Source organism: Sphingomonas panacis (genome assembly GCF_001717955.1).
Lineage (GTDB): Bacteria > Pseudomonadota > Alphaproteobacteria > Sphingomonadales > Sphingomonadaceae > Sphingomonas > Sphingomonas panacis.
Window position 1 is genome coordinate 1,671,930 of record NZ_CP014168.1, and the last position, 22,382, is coordinate 1,694,311.

Annotated in this window: 15 protein-coding genes; 3 read left to right on the top strand and 12 right to left on the bottom strand. The window is 66.7% G+C overall.

The features are described from left to right. Positions 1-4: 4 nt before the first annotated feature. The 4 genes from J0A91_RS07585 to J0A91_RS07600 all read right to left on the bottom strand — a co-directional run bounded on the left by J0A91_RS07585 (position 5) and on the right by J0A91_RS07600 (position 3,813). Positions 5-1,285: a nitrate/nitrite transporter gene (locus tag J0A91_RS07585; RefSeq protein WP_069204398.1), complete on the bottom strand. Its 1,281-nt coding sequence runs from the start codon at positions 1,283-1,285 to the stop codon at positions 5-7. 219 nt (positions 1,286-1,504) lie between these two features. Next, positions 1,505-2,713, bottom strand: a complete 1,209-nt coding sequence (locus tag J0A91_RS07590) for a CmpA/NrtA family ABC transporter substrate-binding protein (protein WP_069204399.1) — start codon at positions 2,711-2,713, stop codon at positions 1,505-1,507. Next, on the bottom strand, positions 2,710-3,288 hold the full coding sequence (locus tag J0A91_RS07595) for an ANTAR domain-containing response regulator (protein ID WP_069204400.1): 579 nt from the start codon (positions 3,286-3,288) through the stop codon (positions 2,710-2,712). Before J0A91_RS07595 ends, J0A91_RS07590 begins: the two co-directional genes overlap by 4 nt. A gap of 111 nt (positions 3,289-3,399) precedes the next feature. Next, entirely contained in the window at positions 3,400-3,813 is a 414-nt protein-coding gene (locus tag J0A91_RS07600) for a MarR family winged helix-turn-helix transcriptional regulator (RefSeq protein ID WP_069204401.1), read from the bottom strand. A gap of 70 nt (positions 3,814-3,883) precedes the next feature. On the opposite strand from J0A91_RS07600, the gene J0A91_RS07605 reads away from it, so the two are divergent. Continuing rightward, positions 3,884-5,662 (top strand): chloride channel protein, encoded by a 1,779-nt coding sequence (locus J0A91_RS07605; protein ID WP_069207135.1) that lies wholly within the window; start codon positions 3,884-3,886, stop codon positions 5,660-5,662. A gap of 12 nt (positions 5,663-5,674) precedes the next feature. Here J0A91_RS07605 and J0A91_RS07610 read toward each other — a convergent pair whose 3' ends face one another. The 3 genes from J0A91_RS07610 to J0A91_RS07620 form a co-directional block, all read right to left on the bottom strand. Next, positions 5,675-6,559, bottom strand: a complete 885-nt coding sequence (locus J0A91_RS07610; protein ID WP_069204402.1) for an NAD(P)H-hydrate dehydratase — start codon at positions 6,557-6,559, stop codon at positions 5,675-5,677. Further along, positions 6,556-7,326: a histidine phosphatase family protein gene (locus tag J0A91_RS07615; RefSeq protein ID WP_069204403.1), complete on the bottom strand. Its 771-nt coding sequence runs from the start codon at positions 7,324-7,326 to the stop codon at positions 6,556-6,558. Before J0A91_RS07615 ends, J0A91_RS07610 begins: the two co-directional genes overlap by 4 nt. 137 nt (positions 7,327-7,463) lie before the next feature. Then, positions 7,464-8,342 carry an exonuclease domain-containing protein gene (locus tag J0A91_RS07620; protein ID WP_240502232.1) on the bottom strand — a complete coding sequence of 293 codons (879 nt, stop codon included), beginning with the start codon at positions 8,340-8,342 and terminating at the stop codon, positions 7,464-7,466. Positions 8,343-8,480: 138 nt separating this feature from the next. On the opposite strand from J0A91_RS07620, the gene J0A91_RS07625 reads away from it, so the two are divergent. Beyond that, positions 8,481-10,550 carry a catalase gene (locus J0A91_RS07625; RefSeq protein ID WP_069204404.1) on the top strand — a complete coding sequence of 690 codons (2,070 nt, stop codon included), beginning with the start codon at positions 8,481-8,483 and terminating at the stop codon, positions 10,548-10,550. Positions 10,551-10,677: 127 nt separating this feature from the next. Continuing rightward, a complete protein-coding gene (locus tag J0A91_RS07630; protein WP_150126857.1) occupies positions 10,678-12,042 on the top strand; it encodes a hypothetical protein in 1,365 nt (454 codons plus the stop codon). A gap of 61 nt (positions 12,043-12,103) precedes the next feature. Here the strand turns inward: J0A91_RS07630 and J0A91_RS07635 are convergent, their stop codons facing one another. The 5 genes from J0A91_RS07635 to J0A91_RS07655 all read right to left on the bottom strand — a co-directional run bounded on the left by J0A91_RS07635 (position 12,104) and on the right by J0A91_RS07655 (position 22,252). Further along, positions 12,104-12,439: a hypothetical protein gene (locus J0A91_RS07635; RefSeq protein ID WP_069204406.1), complete on the bottom strand. Its 336-nt coding sequence runs from the start codon at positions 12,437-12,439 to the stop codon at positions 12,104-12,106. Between the two features lie 51 nt (positions 12,440-12,490). Continuing rightward, positions 12,491-12,868, bottom strand: a complete 378-nt coding sequence (locus J0A91_RS07640) for a lysozyme inhibitor LprI family protein (RefSeq protein WP_069204407.1) — start codon at positions 12,866-12,868, stop codon at positions 12,491-12,493. Between the two features lie 113 nt (positions 12,869-12,981). Next, positions 12,982-16,056: a glycosyl hydrolase family 28-related protein gene (locus tag J0A91_RS07645; protein ID WP_069204408.1), complete on the bottom strand. Its 3,075-nt coding sequence runs from the start codon at positions 16,054-16,056 to the stop codon at positions 12,982-12,984. An 87-nt stretch (positions 16,057-16,143) separates the two neighbouring features. Beyond that, the gene (locus J0A91_RS07650) at positions 16,144-19,167 is read right to left on the bottom strand and encodes a TonB-dependent receptor plug domain-containing protein (RefSeq protein ID WP_083224919.1); all 3,024 of its coding nucleotides are present in this window, start codon (positions 19,165-19,167) and stop codon (positions 16,144-16,146) included. 40 nt (positions 19,168-19,207) lie between these two features. Further along, a complete protein-coding gene (locus J0A91_RS07655) occupies positions 19,208-22,252 on the bottom strand; it encodes a glycosyl hydrolase family 28-related protein (RefSeq protein WP_420852819.1) in 3,045 nt (1,014 codons plus the stop codon). Positions 22,253-22,382: the final 130 nt, after the last annotated feature.

Consider the following 22,382-nt stretch of genomic DNA (forward strand, 5'->3'; position numbering starts at 1 on the left):
GTCATCAGATTCGCACTCCGGCGAGATCGGCGCCCCAGGTCGCGCGCCAACGTGCCTTGACCGAGAGCAGGCCGACCAGCGCGACCGCCGCGAGCCCGGCGAAGATCAGGAAGCCAGACGCCGTGCTGCCGGTCAGTTGCCTGGCGAAGCCGAGCGAGGAGGCGAGATAGAAGCCGCCGACCCCGCCGCCGAAGCCGACCAGCCCGGTCATCACGCCGATCTCGGCGCGGAAGCGTTGCGGCACGAGCTGGAACACCGCGCCGTTGCCGAAGCCGAGCGTGGCCATCACCAGCAGGAACAGCGCCATCGCGACGCCGAGCGACGCTGGACTGGCGCTGATCGCCACCAGCAGGATCGCGGCGACCCCGTATACCAATGTCAGCGTCGCGATGCCGCCGATCCGGTCCGCCACGCCGCCGCCGAGCGGACGCACCAGCGAACCGATGAACACGCAGGCGGCGGTGCAATAGCCAGCGCTTACCGGGCTGAGCGCGAACCGATCGGTGAAATAGATCGGCAGGCTGGCCGCGAGGCCGACGAAGCCGCCGAACGTCACCCCGTAGAACAGCATGAACCACCACGCATCCGTCTGCTTGAGCACCGCCAGATAGGCGGGCAGGCGCTTGGCCGCGGGCGGGTTGGGGGCGTCCTTGGCGAGGGCCATGTACACGACGAAAACGATCGCCAGCGGGATCACCGCCAGCCCCAGCACCGCGTTCCAGCCGAACGCCTTGGCGAGCAAAGGCGCGAACAGCGAAGCGAACACCGTGCCCGAATTGCCCATGCCGGCGATGCCCATCGCCTTGCCCTGATGCTCGGGCGGATACCAGCGCGAGGCGAGCGGCAGCGCGACCGCGAAGCTCGCCCCGGCGAAGCCGAGCACCACGCCCAGCGCGAGCGTCGCGCCGAAGCTGTGGACGCCGAGCACCCAGGCGGTTGCCAGCCCGGAGATGACGATGACCTGACCGATCGCGCCGGTGGTCTTTGGGCCGATGCGATCGACCAGCACGCCGTTGACGAGCCGCAGCACCGCACCCGCCAGCGTGGGCACTGCGACCATCAGGCCCTTTTGCGCGGGGCTGAGCGCGAGATCGCCGGCGATGATCGGCGCGAGCGGGCCGAGCAGCACCCAGACCATGAAAGCCAGATCGAAATAGAGGAAGGCCGCGATCAGCGAGGGGCGGTGGCCGCTCTTCCAGAACCCGTCCGCCGCCGGCGCGGCTGTCGCCGGGGTGGCGCTACTTTCGAAATATTGGGTGTCGAACTGCACCTGTGCTTGCGTCATCGTCTCGGTCCCCGTCGAGCAAACGCAAAAAAGCCGCCGCGGCGCCCGTGATGCTCACGGGACGCGACGGCAGCTTTGCCAGAATGTTGGTGATGCCGAATCGTCTGCGTCGTTGCAGCCGATTGGCGATGGCGCGAAACTGCCCGCGATCGGTCGATCACGCAAGCGCTTTTTGCACCGCAGCGTGATCGCCACGAAACAAAGCTGCTTCGGCGTTGGTTACAGCGCGCGCGTTCCGGCGAGATACGCGTCGAGTTCGGACGGATCGAAGCTGCGTGCGTCGAAGAACCGATCTGCGCCGAGGATCAGCCGCCCCTGGGTGGTGCCGACACCGAGCGCCTCGGCGATTCCGCCCTCCAGCTTGGAACTCGCCCCGGGCAGCGGGACGCCAAGCGGGCGCAGCGCCGCGCGGTACACATCGGGACGGAACACGCGCTGTGCGGTGAGATATTCGTCCGCGTTCTCCCGCACATGCCCGGCAACGCACATCTGCGCATAGAGCCACGCCGCCTGGCTGACCCATGGGAAATTCGCCGCCTCGCGGTGCTGGAACATGAAGTCGGGCACATCGACCGGCGCGTGCCCTTGCGCGAACACGATCCGATCCGAAATGGCATGGCCGATCAGAGTCGCCGATCCGTCAAGATAGTCGGGCCGCGCGAGGATTTCCGCGATCTCCTCGCGGCGTTCGCGATCGACGAACGCAAGCCCCGCACGGTACAATGCGCGGAGCAGCCGGTGAGTGAGATCGGGGTCTTCCTCCATCCGCGCTGTCCGCATCGCCAGCACCTTCTCGACGCCGCGCAGCCAGATCTGCGAGGTGACGGCGACGATCACGCCGACGCCGCGGTCGACCGCGACGCTGTTCCAAGGCTCGCCCACGCAAATGCCGTCGATCTCGCCCGCCGCCAGCGCATCGGCGGCGAACGGCGGCGCGACGGTGACGATCTCGACATCGCGGTCGGGATCGATGCCGCAACCGATCAGCCAATAGCGCAGCATGTAATTGTGGCTCGAATAGCGATGCACCACGCCGAAGCGCAGCCGCCGACCCGCACCCCGCGCCGCCGTCGCCAGCCGCGCGCCGATCGCGGCGACATCGCCGGGCGCGCCGACGCGAGTCACCTGCGCGGCGAGATCGGGGTGCAACGTGATCGCATTGCCGTTGAGCCCGAGCACGAACGGGACCGACAGCGGCGTCGCGGGCCGCCCCAGCCCGAGCGTGGTCGCGATCGCCAGCGGCGCGAGCAGGTGCGCCGCGTCGCTATGACCGTACAGCAGCCGATCGTTGACCGTCGCCCAACTCAGGTCGCGGATCAGCGACAGATCGATGCCTTCGTCCTCGGCGAAGCCGAACTCGCGCGCAAGGATCGGCAGCGCGGCATCGACCAGCGGCAGGAAACCGATGCGGAACGGCGTGCGCGTCATAGATCCCCCATCAGCCGGTCGGCGGTGACGATCGCGTCGGCGACATCGCCGATCCGCCGTCCGCTATCCATCGCCGCCTTGCGCAGCGCGGCATAGGCGGCGGGTTCGTCGATACCGCGCTTCTTCATCAGCAGCGCCTTGGCCTGATCGATCGCCTTGCGCTCGGCGAGCGCGCTGCGCGCCTCGTCGAGTTCGGTGCGCAGCCGCGAATAGGCGCGGAACCGGCGGATCGCGAGTTCGAGGATCGGGCGGATGCGCTCCTTCTTGAGTCCGTCGACGACATAGGCCGAGACGCCTGCATCGACCGCCGCCTCGATCCCCGCCGTATCGCTCTGGTCGACGAACATCGCGACCGGGCGCGCCATCGCGCGCGACAGCGCGAACAGCTCCTCCAACTCATCGCGGTGCGGGTTGGCGAGGTTGATGAGCACGACATCGGGCGACAACGCCTCCAGCCGCGCGGCGATGCCACGCCGTTCGACGAAGATCGTGACGTCGCGGAGGCCCGCATCGTGCAGACCCTCCTCGATCACCGCCGCGCGCGCCGCGCTTTCATCGACTATCGCAATCCGCAACGGTCAGCCTCCCACCCGGGCCGCATAGACGGGGGAGGGGGATCGTACAACGGATTGTGGCCGGACGCGGCAGATGTATCATATTGCGACATAGGTGGTGCGCTTTGGCGCTTACACGAACGTGTCGAGCAGCGTCTTGAGCAGCGGACGCAGCCGGACGATCTCCTCGCGGTGAATCTCCGACAGATGCTCAAGCAACGCGCGGGCCTTCGCGGTCAGCCCGATCACCGCTTGCCGGCGGTCGGTCGCCGACGGCGTCCTAATTACCAGCCCCAGCGCTTCCAGCCGCATGACCAGGCCAGAAGCGCTGTGCGGTTTGAGAATGAGGCGGTCCGCGATGAAGCCGACGCTCACCACCACCGACGGCGCCGCGCCACGGATCGCCAGCAGCGCCTGATGCTGTTGCGGGGTCAGCCCGTGTTCGGCGACGCGGCTCTCGCTGAACGCCTGAAACGCGCGCAACGCGTGGCGAAAATCGGCCAGCGCACCATAATCCGCATCGCTCAACGTCTCGGGGGCGGGCATCGTGCGGTCCTGTCCTTGTTTTATATCGTGTCGCGATATAATGCGCCGCCAAATCCGTCGGCGAGTGCTCATGATCCTTTCCCCTAATCCCGTTTCCGGCTCCCGCCAATTGCGCGACCACACCGCCGATCACCGCATGATCGTGCTGGCTGGCGCCGCATCGGTGATCGGTCTCGCGGCGGCGGGCGGCGCGTGGCTGCTGCTGAAGCTGATCGCGCTCGCCACCAACCTGTTCTGGTTCGGACGTTTGTCGACGGCGAACGCCGATCCCGCCGCCGCACACGTCGGCATCGCGGTGGTCGTCATCCCCATTTTCGGCAGCGGGATCGTCGGGTTGATGGCGCGGTTCGGTTCCGACAAGATCCGCGGGCACGGCATTCCCGAAGCGATCGAGGCGATCCTGTACGGCGAAAGCCGCCTGTCGCTGAAGGTCGCGATCCTGAAACCGCTCTCCTCGGCGATCTCGATCGGCAGCGGCGGGCCGTTCGGGGCCGAAGGCCCGATCATCATGACCGGCGGCGCGATCGGCTCGCTGTTCGCGCAATGCTTCAGCATGAGCGCGGCGGAGCGCAAGACCCTGCTGGTCGCGGGCGCCGCCGCCGGCATGACCGGCATCTTCGGTACTCCGCTCGCCGCCATCCTGCTCGCGGTCGAAGTGCTGTTGTTCGAATGGAAGCCGCGCAGCCTGGTGCCGGTGGTGATCGCCGTGCTGGTCTCGATCGGAGCGCGGCCGTTCCTGCTCGGTGCCGGGCCGCTATTTCCCTTCGCCGCCGCCCCGGTCGCCGCCGTGTGGCAGGCCGCCAGCCTGTCGCTGGCGCTGGGGATCTTGCTCGGCGTCGAGGCGGCGGTGCTGTCGTCGCTGCTGTACCGGGTCGAAGACCTTTTTCACCGCTTGCCCGTGCATTGGATGTGGTGGCCGGCGATCGGCGGGGTGGTCGTCGGCATTGGCGGCCTGATCGACTCGCATGTGCTCGGCGCGGGCTATGCGAACATCCAGGCGCTGCTCGACGGTGCGCTGACCATGCGGGTCGTGCTCGCCTTGCTGGTGGTGAAAGCGATCGTGTGGCTGGTGGCGCTCGGGTCCGGCACGTCGGGCGGCGTGCTCGCGCCCTTGCTGATCCTGGGCGGAGCGCTCGGAGCGCTGGCCGGGCACTTGCTCCCGGGCCCGGCCGGTTTCTGGGCGCTGATCGGCATGGCCGGAATCCTGAGCGGCGCAATGCGCGCACCGTTGACCGGCGCGATCTTCGTCGTGGAACTGACGGGCCATTTCAACGCGCTGCCCTGCACCATCGCGGCGGCGGCCGGCGCTTACGCGGCCAGCGTGCTCATCATGCCGCGTTCGATCCTCACCGAGAAGATCGCCCGGCGCGGACGCCATATCCTTCAGGAATATAGCGTCGATCCGCTTGAGTTCCTGCAGGCGGAAAACGTGATGACCGCCAATCCCGTGACGCTGGCCGGCGACATGCCGATCCGTGCGGCTGTCGAGTATTTCACCGACAGCGCCGATCATCGCAGCTATCCGGTGGTCGATGACGAGGGCCGTCTGCTCGCGCTGGTGTCACGATCCGATGCGCTGCGCTGGCAAGTCTCGGGCGAACTCCCCGAAACGCCGCTGGCCGAAGCGCTCTCCGATGCGTCGCAACCCTTCGCCTATCCGGCGACGCCGATCGGGGAGGTCGCCGATCTTATGGTCGATTCGGGTATCGGCCGGATTCCGATCGTCGATCCGCGCACGCAGCGGGTGGTCGGCATTCTCTCGCGGCACGATCTCCTCAAGGTGCGTAGCGTCGGCCGCCGCGCCGAACGCGACCGGAAGCGCGGCAGCGCACCCGATACGAGCGTCTGACGAAGGTCTCGATCACTGCGGGAGCAGGCGGGGAAACTCGGCAGGCAATTCGCGGGCAAGGAAGCCGATCGGTCCGCGTGTCGTCGCGACGCGGCGGCCGCTCTGGCCATGCAGCCACACGCCCCAGCCGGCGGCGACCAGCGGCGCCGCCCCCCGCGACAGCAATCCGGCGATCGCGCCCGCCAGCACATCGCCCGATCCGCCGGTCGCCAGCCCGCTGCCGCCGCCCCCATAATGGAGCAGCGCGCCGTCGGGCGCGGCGATGTGGGTGTCGCTCCCCTTCAGCACCATCACGGCGCCATAGTCCGCCGCGGTCTCGCAGGCGATGGCGGCGGAGTTCTCGGCGATGGCGGTTTCGTCGCGCCCGGTCAGCAGCGCCATCTCGCCGTGATGCGGCGTGAAGATCAGCCGGTCGCGAAACCGCGCCAGCGCGCCTTTCAGATCGCGGGCGCAGCCGATCGCCATAGCGTCGAGCACCAGGATCGTGTCTTCGCACGCTTGCTCCAGCACCGCCCGCAGCAGTTGCGCGGCGGCGTCCGCGCTGCCGATGCCGGGGCCGATCACGAGCGCGTCGCACGTCTTGAGCGAGCGTTCGAGGCATTCCACCGCGCCCGCGCCGATCTCGCCATCGGCGTCCTCGGGCAGCGCGACGGACGCCGCCTCGGGGACCATCAGCCCGAGGCCGAGTGCCGCCGATGCCACCGTCGCCATCTGCACCTTGCCACCGCCGACCCGCAGCGCCGCCTCTCCGGTCAGCCGCAATGCTCCCGGCACCAGCCGCGAGCCGCCGACCACGGTCACGCGGCCACGGCTGTTCTTGGTCGTGCCCGCGCCATGCACCGGCAGGGGATTGGCCGCGATCCAGGTGCTGTCGAGCGCCGTCGCCTCGCCGGTCATCCGCGTACTCCCGCCGTCCGCTCGGGCTCGGCGGTGACTTCCGCCGCCGGGCTGTCGTCGAGATGATCGGCGACATTGTAGCGAAGCAGCGCCAGCCCGCCGTCGCGACCGATACCAGGATCGAAACGATATTCGGTGACCGAACAGTTGAGCACGTCGCCCTCGCGGTCGATCGCCAGGATCTCCTCTTCGGTGAGGTTTTCGATCACATAGCGCAGGCACAGCACCACCACCTGATGCGCGACGATCATCACGCGCCGCCCGGCGTGATGGAGCGCGACCGTGTCCATCACCGAGCGCAGTCGCGCGACCACGTCGCACCAGCTCTCGCCGCCGGGCGGGCGGTGGTAGAATTTGCCGAGCAAGCGCCGGAACTCGGCCTGATCGGGGTAGACCGACGTCACGCCCTGCGTCGTCAGCCCGTCGAGGATGCCGAACTCCTTCTCGCGCAGCCGTTCGTCGATGCAGATCGGCTCATCGGCATCGGTGCCACCGGCCGCGCGGAAGAGGCGCGCGGTCTCCTGCGCGCGGACATAGGGCGATGCGAGCAGCACGTCGGGCCGCTCCTCCGCATCGGCTCCGGCGAACCATGCGCCCAGCGTGCGCGCCTGAGTCTCGCCCCGCGCCGAGAGCGGAATGTCCACGTCGCGCGCCGACAGCGTGATCCGGTCAGCACCGCTGGCATGTGCCGCGTCGCGCGCGACATTGCCGGCGCTCTCGCCGTGGCGGACGATCCACAGCCGGCTCGGCAACCGGCTCGCGCTCACGACGCATGTCCCTGGCAGATCAAACGCACTCTCCCGCTTGCCTCGCTACAGCGCACGGATGGCGATGCTGTTCCGGCGGGCAGGGGCCTGTACCCGCATGATCCTGCGCGATGCCGGTCGGCGGCACCCGCGCCGCGTCACCGCGTTTCGAGGCGATGCGCGATTTCCGCTTCGGTCAGGATCGCCAGTGACGATCCCGCGCGCCGGAGTTCCTCGGCGCGGCGATAGGCCGGGGCGGCATGATAGAACCGGCCATAAGGCTGCTCGTTGCTCACCACGAGCATCGTCGTGGTGAGTCCGACCGAGGACAGCACCCGCGCGCCCGCGCCGGCGAGTTGACGGGCGAGGGGGCCGTCGCGCGGCCCGCCGAGGATCGCGATGCGTTCGCCCTTGAGCGGTCCGTCTTTCGCCGCCTTCGGCGCGGTGCCGCCGCGCGCGGCGAACGGCGCGAGCCAGCCGGCGAGATCGATGCCGGTATGCTCGATCGCGCGCACCACCACCAACCCGGCCGCGCGCGCATCGCTGAGCGCGTCGTGATGCTTGTGGCGGATGCCGAGATATTTGGTGAGCACGTTGAGCCGGTGGCTGGGCAGATCGGGCCATGCCCGCTGGGCGACACGCACGCTGTCGAGCCATGTCGTTCGGATCGGCGTGCGATCATGGACGCGGCATGCGGCGGCGAGCGCACCCTTGTCGAAATTGGAATGCGCGACCGTGATCCGCCCCGAGAGATGCGCGTCCACCGTCGGATGGATATGCGCGAAGCTCGGCTTGCCCGCGACATGATCGGCGCTGATGCCGTGGATGCGGATGTTGAACGGCGAGAACGCGTCGTGCGGATCGACCAGCATTTCGTAGCTGAACACTTCCGCGCCGCCGCGGAACCCGACGATGCCGATCTGACAGATGCTGCTGACCCTCGGGCACGCCGTCTCGACATCGACGACGACGAAGTCGGGCGGCGGATCGTCCGCCGTCGGAACGACCGAGGGCGCGGTTTCGGAGGGCATGAGCATGACGCGAACCCCTATCACGCGTGCGCGGCGCTCGCGAGAGTGATGATATTTGTCGATCATGGTGCGCGGCGGGACCGGGATCTGATCCGGTGCGTTCCTGATCTATGTGAGCGACATCCGCTTTGGAGTGACAGCGATATGACCGATTTCAAGACATCGACCGGCAATGGCGGCGAGACTCATCAGCAGGCGTCAGGCGATGCGGCGGTCCTCACCACCAACCACGGCGTTCCCGTCAGCGACAACCAGAACAGCCTTCGCTCGGGCGAGCGCGGGCCGACGCTGCTCGAGGATTTCGTGCTGCGCGAGAAGATCTTCCACTTCGATCATGAGCGGATTCCCGAGCGGATCGTCCACGCGCGTGGCTCCGGCGCGCATGGCGTGTTCGAGGCGACCGACGACATTTCCGATCTCTCCAAGGCGGCGGTGTTCACCAAGGGCGAGAAGACCGAGGTGTTCGTCCGCTTCTCGACCGTCGCGGGCGGGGCCGGATCGGTCGATACGCCGCGCGACGTGCGCGGCTTTGCGGTGAAATTCTACACGCGCGAGGGCAATTGGGATCTGGTCGGCAACAACATTCCGGTGTTCTTCATCCAGGACGCGATCAAATTCCCCGATCTCGTCCATGCCGTGAAGATGGAGGCCGATCGCGCCTATCCGCAGGCCGGCAGCGCGCACGACACCTTCTGGGACTGGGCGTCGCTGATGCCCGAATCGACTCACATGCTGATGTGGGCGATGTCGGACCGCACGCTGCCGCGCTCGCTGCGAATGATGGAAGGCTTCGGCGTCCACACCTTCAAGCTGGTCAACGCCGAGGGCAAGGCGAGCTTCGTCAAGTTCCACTGGAAGCCGCGGCTCGGCATCCAGTCGACGATCTGGGACGAGGCGCTCAAGCTCCAGGCCGCCGACAACGACTATCACCGCCGCGACCTGTGGGAGTCGATCGACACCGGCGCGTTCCCGCAGTGGGATCTCGGCATCCAGGTGTTCGATCAGGCGTTCGCCGACGCACAGCCCTATGACGTGCTCGACGCGACCAAGCTGATCCCGGAGGAGGTCGTCCCCGTCCGCATCATCGGCACGATGACGCTCAACCGCAACGTCGACAATTTCTTCGCCGAGACCGAGCAGGTCGCGTTCCTGCCGACCAACATCGTGCCCGGCGTGGATTTCTCGAACGATCCGCTGCTGCAGGGGCGGCTGTTCAGCTATCTCGACACGCAGAAGTCGCGGCTCGGCACCACCAACTTCCACCAGATCCCGGTCAACGCCCCACGCTGCCCGATGCACAATTTCCAGCGTGACGGCATGATGCAGACTCAGGTGCCCAAGGGCCGCGCCAATTACGAGCCGAACAGCCTCGCCGCGCATGGCGAGGAAGGCGGCCCGCGCGAGAGCCAAGCCGGTTTCGCCACCGTCAACGCCGCCACTGGCCCCAACGAACAGGGCGACAAGCTGCGCATCCGCGCCGAGACCTTCGCCGATCACTTCAGCCAGGCGCGGCTGTTCTACCGTTCGCAGGACGCGCACGAACAGGCGCATATCGCATCGTCGTTCGTGTTCGAACTGTCCAAGGTCGGCGTGCTCGAACAGGTGCCGCCGCGGATGGTGGCGAACCTGCGCAACGTCGACGAGGATCTCGCCAAGCGCGTCGCCGACGGTCTCGGCATCGACCTGCCCGAGAAAGCGAAGGCCGCCAGGGAGCCGGTCGACATGGCGCCGTCCGATGCGCTGTCGATCCACAAGAACATGAAGTCGACGCTGGAAGGCCGCTCGGTCGGCATCCTCATCGCCGACGGCACCGATGCCGCCGAACTGGATGCGGTCATCAAGGCGGTCGAGGCGGAGAAGGCGCGCGCGATTATCGTCGCGCCCAAGGTCGGCGGCGCCAAGCTCTCCGACGGCACGATGCGCAAGGCCGACGGGCAGCTCGCCGGCTCGCCGAGCCAGATCTTCGACGCGGTCGCGATCATCCTGTCCGACGCGGGCTGCAAGATGCTGCTCAAGGAGGCTGCGGCGGTCCAGTTCGCGATGGACGCGTTCGGCCACCTGAAGGCGATCGGCGCCAGCGCCGCCGCCAAGCCGCTGCTCGACAAGGCTGGCGCCGAACCCGACGCAGGCGTCACCGATCTCGGCAAGGCGTTCATCGCGGCGGCCAAGCACCGCTTCTACGATCGCGAGCCGAACGTGCGGATGCTGGCCTGATCTACGGACCCGGCCGGCGATGGCTGGCCGGGTTTTCTCCTGCAGATCATCCGCATGGGTAGATCGATCGGTATTTTTTGTAATAGGAGCTTGCTTCTTTGTTCTGCGCAAGATTTCGGGGATAGCCTTGTCAAAAGAATCCGAAATCCTTGCGCTGATATTAGGCCGACTTAAAGGCATTCAAGATTTTCCTATTGGCTCTCCCGGTGGCGTTTTAACCGAATTTCCGAGTTGGATCAGTGCTGGAGATGGCAAGTCTCTGATCGTAAATCGAGAGATCGGTAAGTTGATCGCGGATCTCGCGAATGGCCTCTATGCCAAAAAGCCTATGCTGAGTAATTCGATATCCGCGAAAGACTGGTTGTCCCTCGTGACGCGGGTTGTCGGTCCGATACTCGCCGCTATTGATCTCGAAAACCCGATCCAAATGGCGGCTAACAAAGCGCTTGCAGAGCTTAACAAAGAACTCGATGATACGGACTGGAATTTCCATAAACGGACTTTTTTATTTGGGTGCTCGTTCATTCAGCGCCATGAAATCCCTCCGTTCACGGTTGGTCCTGTTACCATCCGCCGCCGCGAGACGTGGCTTGACCACTTTTTGGAACAGGGGCGCATCACGCCAGTGACGCACCGGCGCCTGAAAGCGCGTTGGTCTGGGAAGAAGCTTCGGCCGCGGAAAAGGTCTCCTGAACGTTTTGCTGAGGAAGACATCATCGAGGCGGTCGGCGAAGCACCATTTATATGTTCCGTAGAAACGGATGGCTTGTTCGGCGAAGTCGCAAAAGAAAAGGCGCTGCTCGCCGCACGGCTAACGCTGCTGGGCGTTGCGCTGATGTGGGCGAGTCCGCGAAAGGCGCTTGAAGATATCAATCTCGTTTATGATGGTCCTCCCTACCGGCAAGTATATAATTTTTACCAAGAGCGCTCCGACATGCTCGGTGGCAGCCGATGGGTTAACTCGTTGTATGGCATATCACTGTTCAAGGAGGCGTGGGAGCCGCTCATTGCGAAGCACAGCGACTGGTGGACGATTCTTTCTGAAACGATCCGATTTTTGCTCGGGCACCCCGACCGGACCTCGCGGCCGAAATTGATGAACAGCTTCGCGCACGCATTGATCTGGTTTCATGAAGCTTGCCGCGAGCCAATGCCGATAATCGCCATTACCAAATTCATGTCATGTCTTGATGCACTCGCCTGTGGACGCATGGCATCGGGCATAACAGCGCTGGTGTCACGTCAAATTGGAGTTGAACCTGACGCGCCCATTCGTGAGGACGGTCCGAGCTTCAAGAAAGCGATAGATGATCTCTACTCGCAAGGGCGAAGCCGACTGCTTCACGGCAACAGCGACCGTCTCGGCCACGATTGGGAGGACCAAAGAGGACTAGCTGAGACGCTCGCTCGGTTGTGCCTGATCGCCTGTTTTCACTGGGCAGTGGAACACCCGACATGCTCCGATCCGCGGCAAATGGCGCTGCCGGACTAAGAGTAAGCGGATTGCATAGGCCGTAATGCGTCGCCTCGCACCCGCTTGCGGTCGCCAGATATCACCGCCGCCGGCGCGACGCCATGATACCGCCGAACAGCAGCGCGGCGCCCAGTCCGATCAGCAGCATCGCCAGCGCGTTGCCGCCGATCTCGTTTGAATTGGCGGCGCTGATCGCGCGGGCTGCCGAGTCCGCGTCGGTCGCGGTCATCTGCGCGGCGAAGGCGGCTTCGTCGCAGCGGGCGATCATGTCCGCGCCATTGTCCTTCATCTTGTCGCGGCATTGCTGGGCCTGCGCGGCGCCGGCCTTCGGCGGGCCGCCCGTCACCTGAAGCACCGCGCCCGCGACGAGCAGCACCAGCCCCAGTATGATCAAGACGATCAGGTTCTTTTTCATGTGCGTTCCTCTCGACGGTCCCGCCGGCTTGTCGGCCGGCAGGACGTGGCATCAGAACCGAACACGGCTTTCGAGCTCGTCGGCGCGCGCCGCCGTCTTCATCACGACGCAGCGGCTATCGACGGTGTCGCTGTTGACCTTGCAGCTATAATCGCGCTCGGCGATCCAGCGGCGTTCCTGATCGCGCAGCGCCAGCTTCTCGGCTGGATCGCTGGCCAGTTGGCGCATCACGCGCTGGTAGGCCTTGTTGAGGCGATCGTCCTGCGCACCGGATTCGCGCTGCGCACAGACATTGCGCTGAACGGTGTTGTTGCCGGCGCGGCCCATACAGGCGCTGAAGGCGGCGGAAAGGTGCGGAGACTCCTGCGCGACCGCCGGCGTGGCGGTGCCGGCGGCGATGGCCAAGGCCAGGACGAAGGTCGATTTCATGCGTGTCTCCTGTTGTTTCCGATACGCTACCGTTACGGAACGCACCAAGCGGCAATGGGCTGCATGTCTTTCGAACATAGGACGGCACCGCTCGCGGCGCCGTCGCGCCGGCCTCAGTTCAGCGCCACGCCGTAGAGCGCATGGTGTGTGAGCACGAACAGCGTCTTGCCCTGCGCGCCACCGACCAGCAGGTGCAGCGGCCGCTCGGGCACGTCGATCCGGCCGATCGCCTTGCCATCGGGCGCGTAGACGAACACCTGCCCGTTGGCGACGTAGACGCGGCCCTGCGCGTCGGTCGTCACGCTTTCGCCGCCACGATCCGCGAAGGCAGTGAGGTCGCGCACCGCGCCGCCGGGGGCGACACGCCCGCGATAGGTCTTGTTCTCCGACGCGTTGGTGACGAACACGCTTTCGCCCACGCGGCCCGTGGTGAAGCCATAGCTGTCGAGCGAATCCGAGAAGCGCCAGCCGAGGAAATTGGACGGCCCCTGCTGGAACGTCCGGTACGCGGGCAGCACGAGACTGCCGTCGGGCGAGACATAGTCGCGGGGCTTGGCGAGGCCGATGTCGCGCACGAACATGTCGGCGAGCGTCGGGTAGGTGAAGGTTTTGGTGTCGAGTTGATCCTTGAACTCGCCATTGACCCAATAGCCGACCGGCAGCGCCGTCGCCGCGCCGGGATGATCGACCGCCGGGGTCGGCGGGATCACCGTGATCGCGCCGTCGCGGGCGGCGGGATCGAGGCTGTAGACGGTGCCCTCGCGCCCGTTCGACGACAGCACGAGCAGCTTGCCCGAGCGATCGACCGCGAGGTTGACCGGATCGAGCGGCGTGTCGCGCACCACCGTCAGGCCCTCGCCGCGCGACCAGGCGTAGATGCGCTGCTTCCAGTGATCGACGAAGTAGAGCTTGCCCTGCGAATCGACCGCGCCGCCGGCGGCGGAGAAGAAGCCGTCGGCGAGCCGTTCGACCTTGACGTTCGCGAACGCGCCGTCCGGTGCGGGCGCGACAGGATCGGCGGGTACGTCGAGCGCGGCGAACTCGCGCTCGCGCACCTCCAGCCCGTGAGTCACGTCCTGAATGGCATTGTCGTAGGCGAATTTGCTCGCGCGCAAATAGGTCGCGCAGCCATTCTCGTCACAGGTGCCAAGCCCGCTCTCGGCGTTGACGTGCATGTTGCGGAAACGGATGCGCTGGGAGTCGGTCAGCCGCACCGCCGCCGGCGCGGGCTTGAGCGAGCGCGTGACACGGTACGCATGGAGATTGGCGATCAGCAGGTCATGGCTGTGGCGGATCTCGAACGAGACCGCGTCCTGGCTTTCGCCCGCTTCCTCCTCGGTCTGGGGGGCGAGGAATTCCCAATTGGCGACATGATCGAGCACGAATTCGGCGCGGGCGTGATGCTCGATCGACATCTGGTAGACATGCCCCGGCGTGTCGGTGTCGGAGACGAGCATGCCCGCCTGCGCATAGGTGTTGGGGCTCCACAGATTGGCGAAGGTGCCGCCGCCGCCGCGCACCCACAGGCTCGGATATTGCGCGTCCCAGCGCTTGGCGGGATCGGCATCGCCGGTGTGGTTGGCGTTATAGGGGTTGAAGCGGCTGCCGTCGGCGAGGTCGGTGCCGTGGCCGCCCTGGAACTTGACGTCCTCGACCAGCGACTGCGCGCCGGCCTGCCACAGCAGCGCGGTGGCGCGCGGGTTGATCCCGCCGGTGAACAGGCCAAGCCCCGAGACGATCGCATCGCCGCCGCGCGCGCTCTCGATCAGCGGCTTGGCATTGCCGACGCCCTGAAACGCGGGGGTATGATCGGGCAGGATGATCTGGGTGAGGCTCGGGTGGAGCGCGACCAGCACCGTGTCTGGCCTCAGCCGCAACGTATCGGTGACGACATAGCGCCCGGCCGGAAAATAGATGGTGCGGTGCGTGTCGATCGCGCGCTGGATCGCGGCGGTGTCGTTGGTCGCGTCGTCGCCCTTCGCGCCGAGGTTGCGGACGTTGGCCCACGTCGTCGTTGCGGGCAGCGCGCGGATCGCCGGGGGCGGCGGCGCTGGCAGGCGCGTGATCGCTGCGGCCTGCATCACCGTTTCGTAGCGTCCGGTCGTGCCGAGGCCGGGCAGCGTCAGGCCATAGCCGAACCGGCTGACCCGGTAACGGGCGCCGGCGCCCGCCACCGTCCTGCCGCTGTCGCGGAAGCGCGCGAATGTGGGCGTGGCGGTGGCGAGCGCATTCTCGAAGCCGATCTGCGTGTAGACGTTGGTCTCGTTGCTGATGACGACGGCGGCGTTCGATACGTTCTCGAACCGCACGTCCTTGCCCCACAGCCAGTCGCCATAGCCGCGATCGATATCGATCGCGGTCGGCACGTTGCGGAAGGCGACGTTGACCAAGGTCAGGCCCGCCTCATGCTCGCGGATCGCCGCTTCGCGCTGCCCGTCGAAGCTCGAATCGAGCAGGGTGAACTGCCATGCCGGCGACGGCTTTTCGGTGAGGATGCCGTAGCGCCCGCCGTGGAAGTGGAGATCCTCGGCCTGATTGGCGACCTGGTAGAGTCCGGCCAGCCCCGAGCCGAGGTCGAAATCGATATGCGCGAGATAGGCGTGTTGCGCGGCGTGGAAGCGGATCGCGGTGGCGGCGGGGTTGCCCGCGCCGATCGCGAAATCCACGTTCGCCAGCGCGGGGTAGAAGGTGCCGGGGTTGGCGTCGGCGATGTCTGGGTTGAACGGCACGCTGCCCGGCGGCGGAAAGGGCACGCGACCGGGCTTGAGCGGTTCGCCGCCGCGAATCCCGGCCTCGCCGGGCCGGGCGCCGGCGAAGATCACCATGTTGGCGACGCCCTGCTGGAACCCCGGCGTCGCATCGCCCAGCATGATCACGGGCCGGGTCTTGCCGACGCCGAACACGCGCACGCCCGGCCAGATGAAGATCGTGCGGCTGATCCGGTAGCGCCCCGACGGCACGAACACGATCCCGCCGCCGCCTCCTCCGTTTTTGTCCGCCGCCGCATCGATCGCGGATTGCAGCGCGGCGGTGTCGTCGCTGCGACCATCGCGCGTGCCCGCGACGGTGACGGCGTGGCGGTCATCGGGGGCGGTGACGTACACCGAGGGCGATGCCGCCACCGGCGCGCCCGCCAGCAGCGCGGTGGCGAGGAGCGTTGCACGAAACGGGGTCGACCAGCCGGACATGGCGCATCCTTGGAAAAAAGATGTCCCGGCCAATCGGCCGGGACGAGGGGGCGCCCGGCCACCGGCCGGGGCTAGGGGAGGACAATCCTAGAAATTGTAGCGCGCGCCAACCCGGAACAGCCGGCCAAGCGTGTCGTACAGCGCCTGGTTGACGTCGATACCCGTATTGGTCTGCGGCGACGGTTCCGGGTCATGATCGAGCAGATTGTCGACCTTGAAATAGACGTTGAGCTTTTTGGTAACGTTGAACGACCCGCCGATGTCGAGATAGAAAGCGCCGGGCATGGTGTTGTTGTCGATCGTCGGATGCTGCGTGGTCGAGACCGGGCAGTTGCCGGCGCTGCACACGACATATTCCTTGGCGTACACGCCGTCGCTGAACCAGCGCTGCTGGACGCTGAGGCTGAACCGGTCGGTGTTCCACGCCTCGGTCACCAGCAGCTTCCACGATGGCGTGTTGCCGGCGTTGACCCCGGCGCTCTGGATCGGGATCGTGCCGGGCACGCCCGGATCGGTGATGAAGTTCTTCACGTTGGTGGCGAGGCCGCGCAGTACGACATTGCCGGGGACGCCGAACTTGCTCGCATCGAACTGGTAGCTCGCCTCGATATCGAAGCCGTCGGTGAAGATCGAGGCGAGGTTGAACGCCTGAAGGTTGACGAACGGGGTGGTGCCGGCCGGAGGCGTCAGGTTGAACGCGCCGCACAGCGAGGTGATGTTGTTGAGATAGCAGAGGTTCACTTCCTGTTGCGCGCTGAGCGTCGAGATGACGCCGTTCACCTTGATCCGGTAATAATCGAACGACGCGCTGAAGCCCGGCAGCCAGTGCGGCCGCGACAGCACGATGCCCGCCGTGGTGTTGCGCGCGATTTCCGGCTTGAGCGCGGTGTTGCCGATCGCGTTCTGGAGGATGGTCAGCGTCGAGGGCACGCCGGCGGGGCGGTTGGGATCGGGATTGGTAAAATTGGGCACGGTGGTGGAGATCGGCGCCGCGAACAGTTCCGACAGATTGGGCGCGCGCACGTCGCGCGAGGTGACCGCGCGCAGGCGGACGCCGTCGATCGGCGTGTCCCACGTGCCGCCGATCTTCCAGGTATAGACCGTGCCCGACGTGCTGTAATTGGTCACGCGTCCTGCGACGTTGAGGTTGGCGCTGCCGAGCGAGTCCGATTTGAGGAACGGCAGGTTCACTTCGAGGAAGCCTTCGGCGACGTGATAGCTGCCGCGGCCCGCATGGTAATTGCCCGCGTACCAGTTGCCGCCGGCGGTGTTGAGCAGCGGATCGGCCGGATAGGTGCTGTTGTACGGCGTCTCGGGCGTATCGCCGTTGCCGTAGGGGTCGCCGATGACATGATAGAATTCGTTGCGATATTCGGCACCGGCGGCGAACGACACCGGCCCCGCCCACAGGCTCAGCGGCGAGCCGCTGAAGCTGAAGTTGAACGCGTCCTCGGTCTGGCGGGTGTGCTGGAACGGGCCGTTGCTCGGTTCGATATATTCGAGCGCTGCGGCGCTCGGCGTCGCGCCGCCGATGATGTTGATCGGCACGCAGCCATTCGCCCGCGCGACCGGGTCCGCGCAGACGATCTGCCCGCCGAGGCTGATCGCCTGCACTGCCGCCGCATAGCGGTTGTTGAGCATGATGTTCTTGACGTGGATGTCGGTGATGTTCTCACCATGCTCGTAGGACAGGTCGTAGTTCCAGCGCGTGCCGAACACCTGCAGCTTGCCGGCCGCGCCGCCGACGAAGCGATATTGCTTGCGCGTGGGATAGACGGTGATGTTCTTCGGCAACTGGCCGTTGCTGGTGCCGAACTGGAAGCTGGTGATGCCGGCCGCGTTGCATGCGGCGAGGATCGAGGCTGGCACGAACGGGTTCGAACATTGCAGCGTCAGCCCCGATTTGGTCGCGCCGGGGTTGGGCTGGTTCATCGTGTCGACCTGCGCGATGTTGACGGTCGCGTAGAGCTCGTTGTCGGGATCGATGTCGAACCCGATCCGGCCATAGCCGTTGTAGCGATCGAGCCGCGATTGCAGCGTCGTGCCGATGCCGACGTTGCCCGAGAGATCGCCGCCCTGGCAGAAGCTGCCCGCCGAATAACAGCCCGAGACATTGCCCGCCGCGTTCTTCGCCGGCACGCCGTTCGACCCGTACTGGAACTGGAACGGCTTGCCGTTGACGTCGAAGGCGGTGCCCTGAAGCGGGCCGTTCGAGATCAGGCCGTACTTCGTATATTGATACGCCTGAGCATGATCGCGCACGAGATATTGCGGCGATCCGTCATTGGTTACGCCGCGATTGAGGAAGGTGGTGGTGCGATACCAGTCGCGCCCGTTCGCGAGTTGCTCGCCGAAGCCGCCGGCGGGAACGCCGTCCTCATGATCATATTCGCCGCTGACTTCGACATGCAGGCGATCGTTGAAGAAGGCGCGGCCAGCCGCCGCCTGGAACAGCACCTGCTTGTTGTCGCCATAGGTGGTGATGCCGCCCTGGAGATTGGCCTTGAAGCCTTCGAAACGCTTGTCGGTGATGAAGTTGACGACACCGCCGACCGCATCCGAACCGTAGGACGCGGAGGCGCCGCCCGTCACCACGTCGACACGCTTGATGAGCAATTGCGGGAACAGGCTGATGTCGGGCACGCCGGTCACGTTCGCGCCGACCACGCGCTGGCCGTCGAGCAGGGTCAGCGTGCGGATCGTGCCGAGGCCGCGCAGCGAGAACGAGCTGAGGCCCTGCTGGCCGCTCGACGTGCTGTTGGTGCCGGTGGTCACGCCGCTCGACCCTTGCAGCGAGGGCAATTGCGCGATCGTGGTGAAGACGTTGGGTTCGGCGTTGCGCGCGATATCGGCGGCGCCGATCGTCTGAGTCGGGGTGGGCGCGTTGAAGCCGCCGGTGGTGATGCGCGATCCGGTGACGACGATGTCCTGCTCCGCCGCTTGGGGCGGTTCGGCGGGCAGGGTCGCCGGCTCGGGCGGTGGCGCGGTCTGCGCGGTGGCGGGACTCGCGATCGCCACCGCGATCAGCGCGGCGAGGCTCGCGGTCAGCACCGTCGTGCGCGTGCGGCGGGGCAGGGGGGTGTGGGTGTCCTCGGAAATCGCGTTGGCCATGATGATCCTCACCTGTTTTATCGTCGTTTTTTGAATGCGTTCAGCCGCCGCGCACCGGCGCCGCATACAGCGCGTGGTGCGTCAGGATGAATAATGTGCCGCCGTCTTCGCCCCCGAAGACCAGTTGCAGCGGGCGTTCGGGAGCGTCGATCCGCCCGATCTCGCGGCCGTCGGGCGCGTAGACGAACACCTGTCCGTTCGCGACGAAGACGCGGCCCTGCGCATCGACCGCGACGCTTTCGCCGCCACGCTCCGCGAAGGGTTTGAGATCGGTGAGCGTACCGCCCGCGCCGACCACCCCGCTATAGGTGCGGCCTTCGGATTCGTTGCTCACGAACGCGCGGTTGCCGATGGCGGCGCGCGCGAACCCGTAAGCGTCGAGCGTGTCGGAGAAGCGCCAGCCGATATGATCGGCCGGACCCTGTTCGAACACGCGGAACGCGGGCAGCACGACGCTGCCGTCGGGCGAGACATATTCGCGGAGTTTGGGGGCGGCGGCATCGCGCGCGAACATCTCGCCGAGCGTGGTGAAATGGTCGGTCTTCGCGTCATATTGATCGCGGAACTCGCCGTTGTTCCACCAATTGCCCGGCAGCAGAACGTCGGCGCGGGCGTGTTGCGCGACCGGGGTCGGCGCGATGACCGTGACCTCGCCCTTCGGCCCGGCGGGATCGAACGCATAGACGCTCCCCTCCGCGCCGAGCGAGGACAACACCAGCAGCTTGCCCGAACGATCGACCGCGAGATTGACCGGATCGAGCGGCGCGTCGCGGACGATCTCGAGCCCTTTCGCCGCGCTCCAGCGGTAGATGCGCTGGAAGCGATGCTCGACGAAATAGAGCGCGCCCTTGGCGTCGGCCGCCGCGCCCGAGATCGAGAAGAAGCCGCTCTCCAGCTTCGTCACCGCGCCGACGCCGGGGATTGGCGCGGGCGGGGTGGCCGGGGCCGGAGTCGCCGGGATGTCGAGCCGTGCGAACTCGCGCTCGCGCATTTCGAGATGCCGCGTGCGGTCCTGGATCGCATTATCGAACGGGAACTTGCTGGCGCGCAGATAGGTGCCGCAGCCATTGGCGTCGCAGGTCGCGAACCCGCTCTCGGCGTTGATATGGACGTTGCGGAAGCGGATGTCGGACGCGTTGGTCAGCGTGACCGCCGACACCGCCGGGTGGAACGTCCGCGTCACGCGGTAGCTGTGGTAATTGGCGAACAGCAGGTTGCTCGAATTGCGGATGTCGAGCGAGGTCGCGTCCATGCCCTCGCCGACTTCCTGTTCGGTCTGCGGTGCGAGGAACTCCCAGTTGCGCACGCCGTCGAGCACGATCTCGTTGCGGACGTGATGTTCGGCCGAGAGTTGGTAGACGTGCCCCGGCGTGCTGGTGTCCGAAACCGAGAAGCCGGCCTGCGCGAAGGTGTTGGGCGTCCACATATCGACGAAAGTGCCGCCGCCGCCGTCGGTCACCCAGATGCTCGGATATTGCGCGTCCCAGCGATTGTCGGCGACCGGATCGCCGCTGTGGCCGTTGAGCGCCTGAAGCGGCAGACCGTCGGCGGTGGGCGTGCCGCCGCCGCCCATGATCTTGACGTCATCGACCAGCGAGGTCGCGCCCGAACGCCACAGCAAGGCGCTCGCACGCGGATTGGCGCGGCCGGTGAACAGCCCGATCCCCGACAGGATGGTGTCGCCGCCCTTGGGGGTTGCGAGGATCGGCACGACGCTGCCGACACCGGCATGGGCGGGGTTGTTGTCTGGCAGCACGATCTGGGTCAGCGCCGGATGCAGCCCGATCATCACGGTGTCGGGGCGCAGCCTGAGCGTCGCCGAGACGCGGTAGAAGCCGATCGGCAAATACAGCACGCGGTGCGTGTCGATCGCGCGTTGCAGCGCTTGCGTATCGTCGGTCCTGCCGTCGCCGGTCGCGCCGAGATCACGCACGCTGCTCCACTGCGCGACCGCTGGCAGCGCGCGGATCGCCGGCGTGGGGGCCGGGGGTAGCGCGTGCAGCGGCGCGATCTGCGCATCGGTGGCGATCGTGCCGGTCGCGCCGAGCGTCGGCACGCTCAGCCCGTGCGAGAAGGATGCGACGCGGTAGCTGCGGCCTTGCCCGGCGACGGTCCTGCCGCTCTCGCGGAACCGCGCGAACACCGGCGTATCGGTGGCGACGGCATTGTCGAAGCCGATCTGCGTGAACGCGCTGGTTTCGCGGCTGATGACGACACCGGCGCGCGACACGCGTTCGAACCGCACGTCCTTGCCCCACAGCGAATCGCTATAGCCGGGGTCGATATCGATCCCGACCGGCGTATCGCTGACGCGCACGTTGACGAGCGTCAGGTCGGCCTCGTGCTCGCGGATCGCGGCGTCGCGCTGATGGTCGAAGCTCGAATCGATCAGCGTAAACTGCCAGGCGGGCGAGGTCTTCTCGCTGACGATGCCGTAGCGCCCGCCGTGGAAGTGGACGTCCTGCATGACGTTGCCGGCCTGATAGACCCCCGCGAAGGCCGAACCGAGCCGGAAGTCCATGTGGCTGAGGAAGGCGTGCTGCGCGACGCGGAAGCGCACGGCGGCGGCGGCGGGGTTGCCCGCGCCGATCTCGACATCGACGTTGCTCATCGCCGAATAAAAGGTCGCCGAATTGGCGTCGCGCACGTCATCCCGCGGCGGCACCACGGTCGGCACGGGCACCGGCACCTTGCCGACGGCATATTGATCGCCGCCGGTGAACACGACCATCGTCGCGACGCCGGTCTGGAAGCCGGGCGTCGCATCGGCGAGCACCAGCACGGGCCGCGTCGGCCCGACGCCGAAGATCCGCACGCCGGGCGGCACGAGGATGCTGCGCGTCAGCCGGTAGCGGCCAGAGGGCAGGAAGACGATGCCGTTGCCGCCGGTGCCGCGCGCCGTGTCGATCGCCTGCTGGATCACTGGCGTCGCGTCGCTGCGGCCATCGGCGCCGTTGGTAACGTTAACAGCGTGAGGTTCGGCTGGGCGTGTGGCGAAACGCGACGGCGGCGGCGCGGCCGCGAGCGCGGCTGGCGCGAGCAATCCGGTCGCTGCGGTCGCCAACAAGGCCGCTGTGTTCCGCACTTGGACGTCCTCCCGGCCAGCGCTTGTGCGCCTGGTCGATCGCTGGATACGCCGCTTCGGGTTGCGCGGCATCCGCGACCAAGGTCGTAGTTCCAGCGTGGGCGGTGCGGCGATACCTAGCGACTCGAAG

What these genes read in the sequence shown, in the direction of transcription:
- J0A91_RS07585 (WP_069204398.1), bottom strand. Translation starts at nt 1,285, where the DNA reads ATGACGCAAGCACAGGTGCAGTTCGACACCCAATATTTCGAAAGTAGC.
- J0A91_RS07640 (WP_069204407.1), bottom strand. Translation starts at nt 12,868, where the DNA reads ATGAAATCGACCTTCGTCCTGGCCTTGGCCATCGCCGCCGGCACCGCC.
- J0A91_RS07650 (WP_083224919.1), bottom strand. Translation starts at nt 19,167, where the DNA reads ATGGCCAACGCGATTTCCGAGGACACCCACACCCCCCTGCCCCGCCGC.
- J0A91_RS07605 (WP_069207135.1), top strand. Translation starts at nt 3,884, where the DNA reads ATGATCCTTTCCCCTAATCCCGTTTCCGGCTCCCGCCAATTGCGCGAC.
- J0A91_RS07590 (WP_069204399.1), bottom strand. Translation starts at nt 2,713, where the DNA reads ATGACGCGCACGCCGTTCCGCATCGGTTTCCTGCCGCTGGTCGATGCC.
- J0A91_RS07645 (WP_069204408.1), bottom strand. Translation starts at nt 16,056, where the DNA reads ATGTCCGGCTGGTCGACCCCGTTTCGTGCAACGCTCCTCGCCACCGCG.
- J0A91_RS07610 (WP_069204402.1), bottom strand. Translation starts at nt 6,559, where the DNA reads ATGACCGGCGAGGCGACGGCGCTCGACAGCACCTGGATCGCGGCCAAT.
- J0A91_RS07635 (WP_069204406.1), bottom strand. Translation starts at nt 12,439, where the DNA reads ATGAAAAAGAACCTGATCGTCTTGATCATACTGGGGCTGGTGCTGCTC.
- J0A91_RS07620 (WP_240502232.1), bottom strand. Translation starts at nt 8,342, where the DNA reads ATGCTCATGCCCTCCGAAACCGCGCCCTCGGTCGTTCCGACGGCGGAC.
- J0A91_RS07625 (WP_069204404.1), top strand. Translation starts at nt 8,481, where the DNA reads ATGACCGATTTCAAGACATCGACCGGCAATGGCGGCGAGACTCATCAG.
- J0A91_RS07600 (WP_069204401.1), bottom strand. Translation starts at nt 3,813, where the DNA reads ATGCCCGCCCCCGAGACGTTGAGCGATGCGGATTATGGTGCGCTGGCC.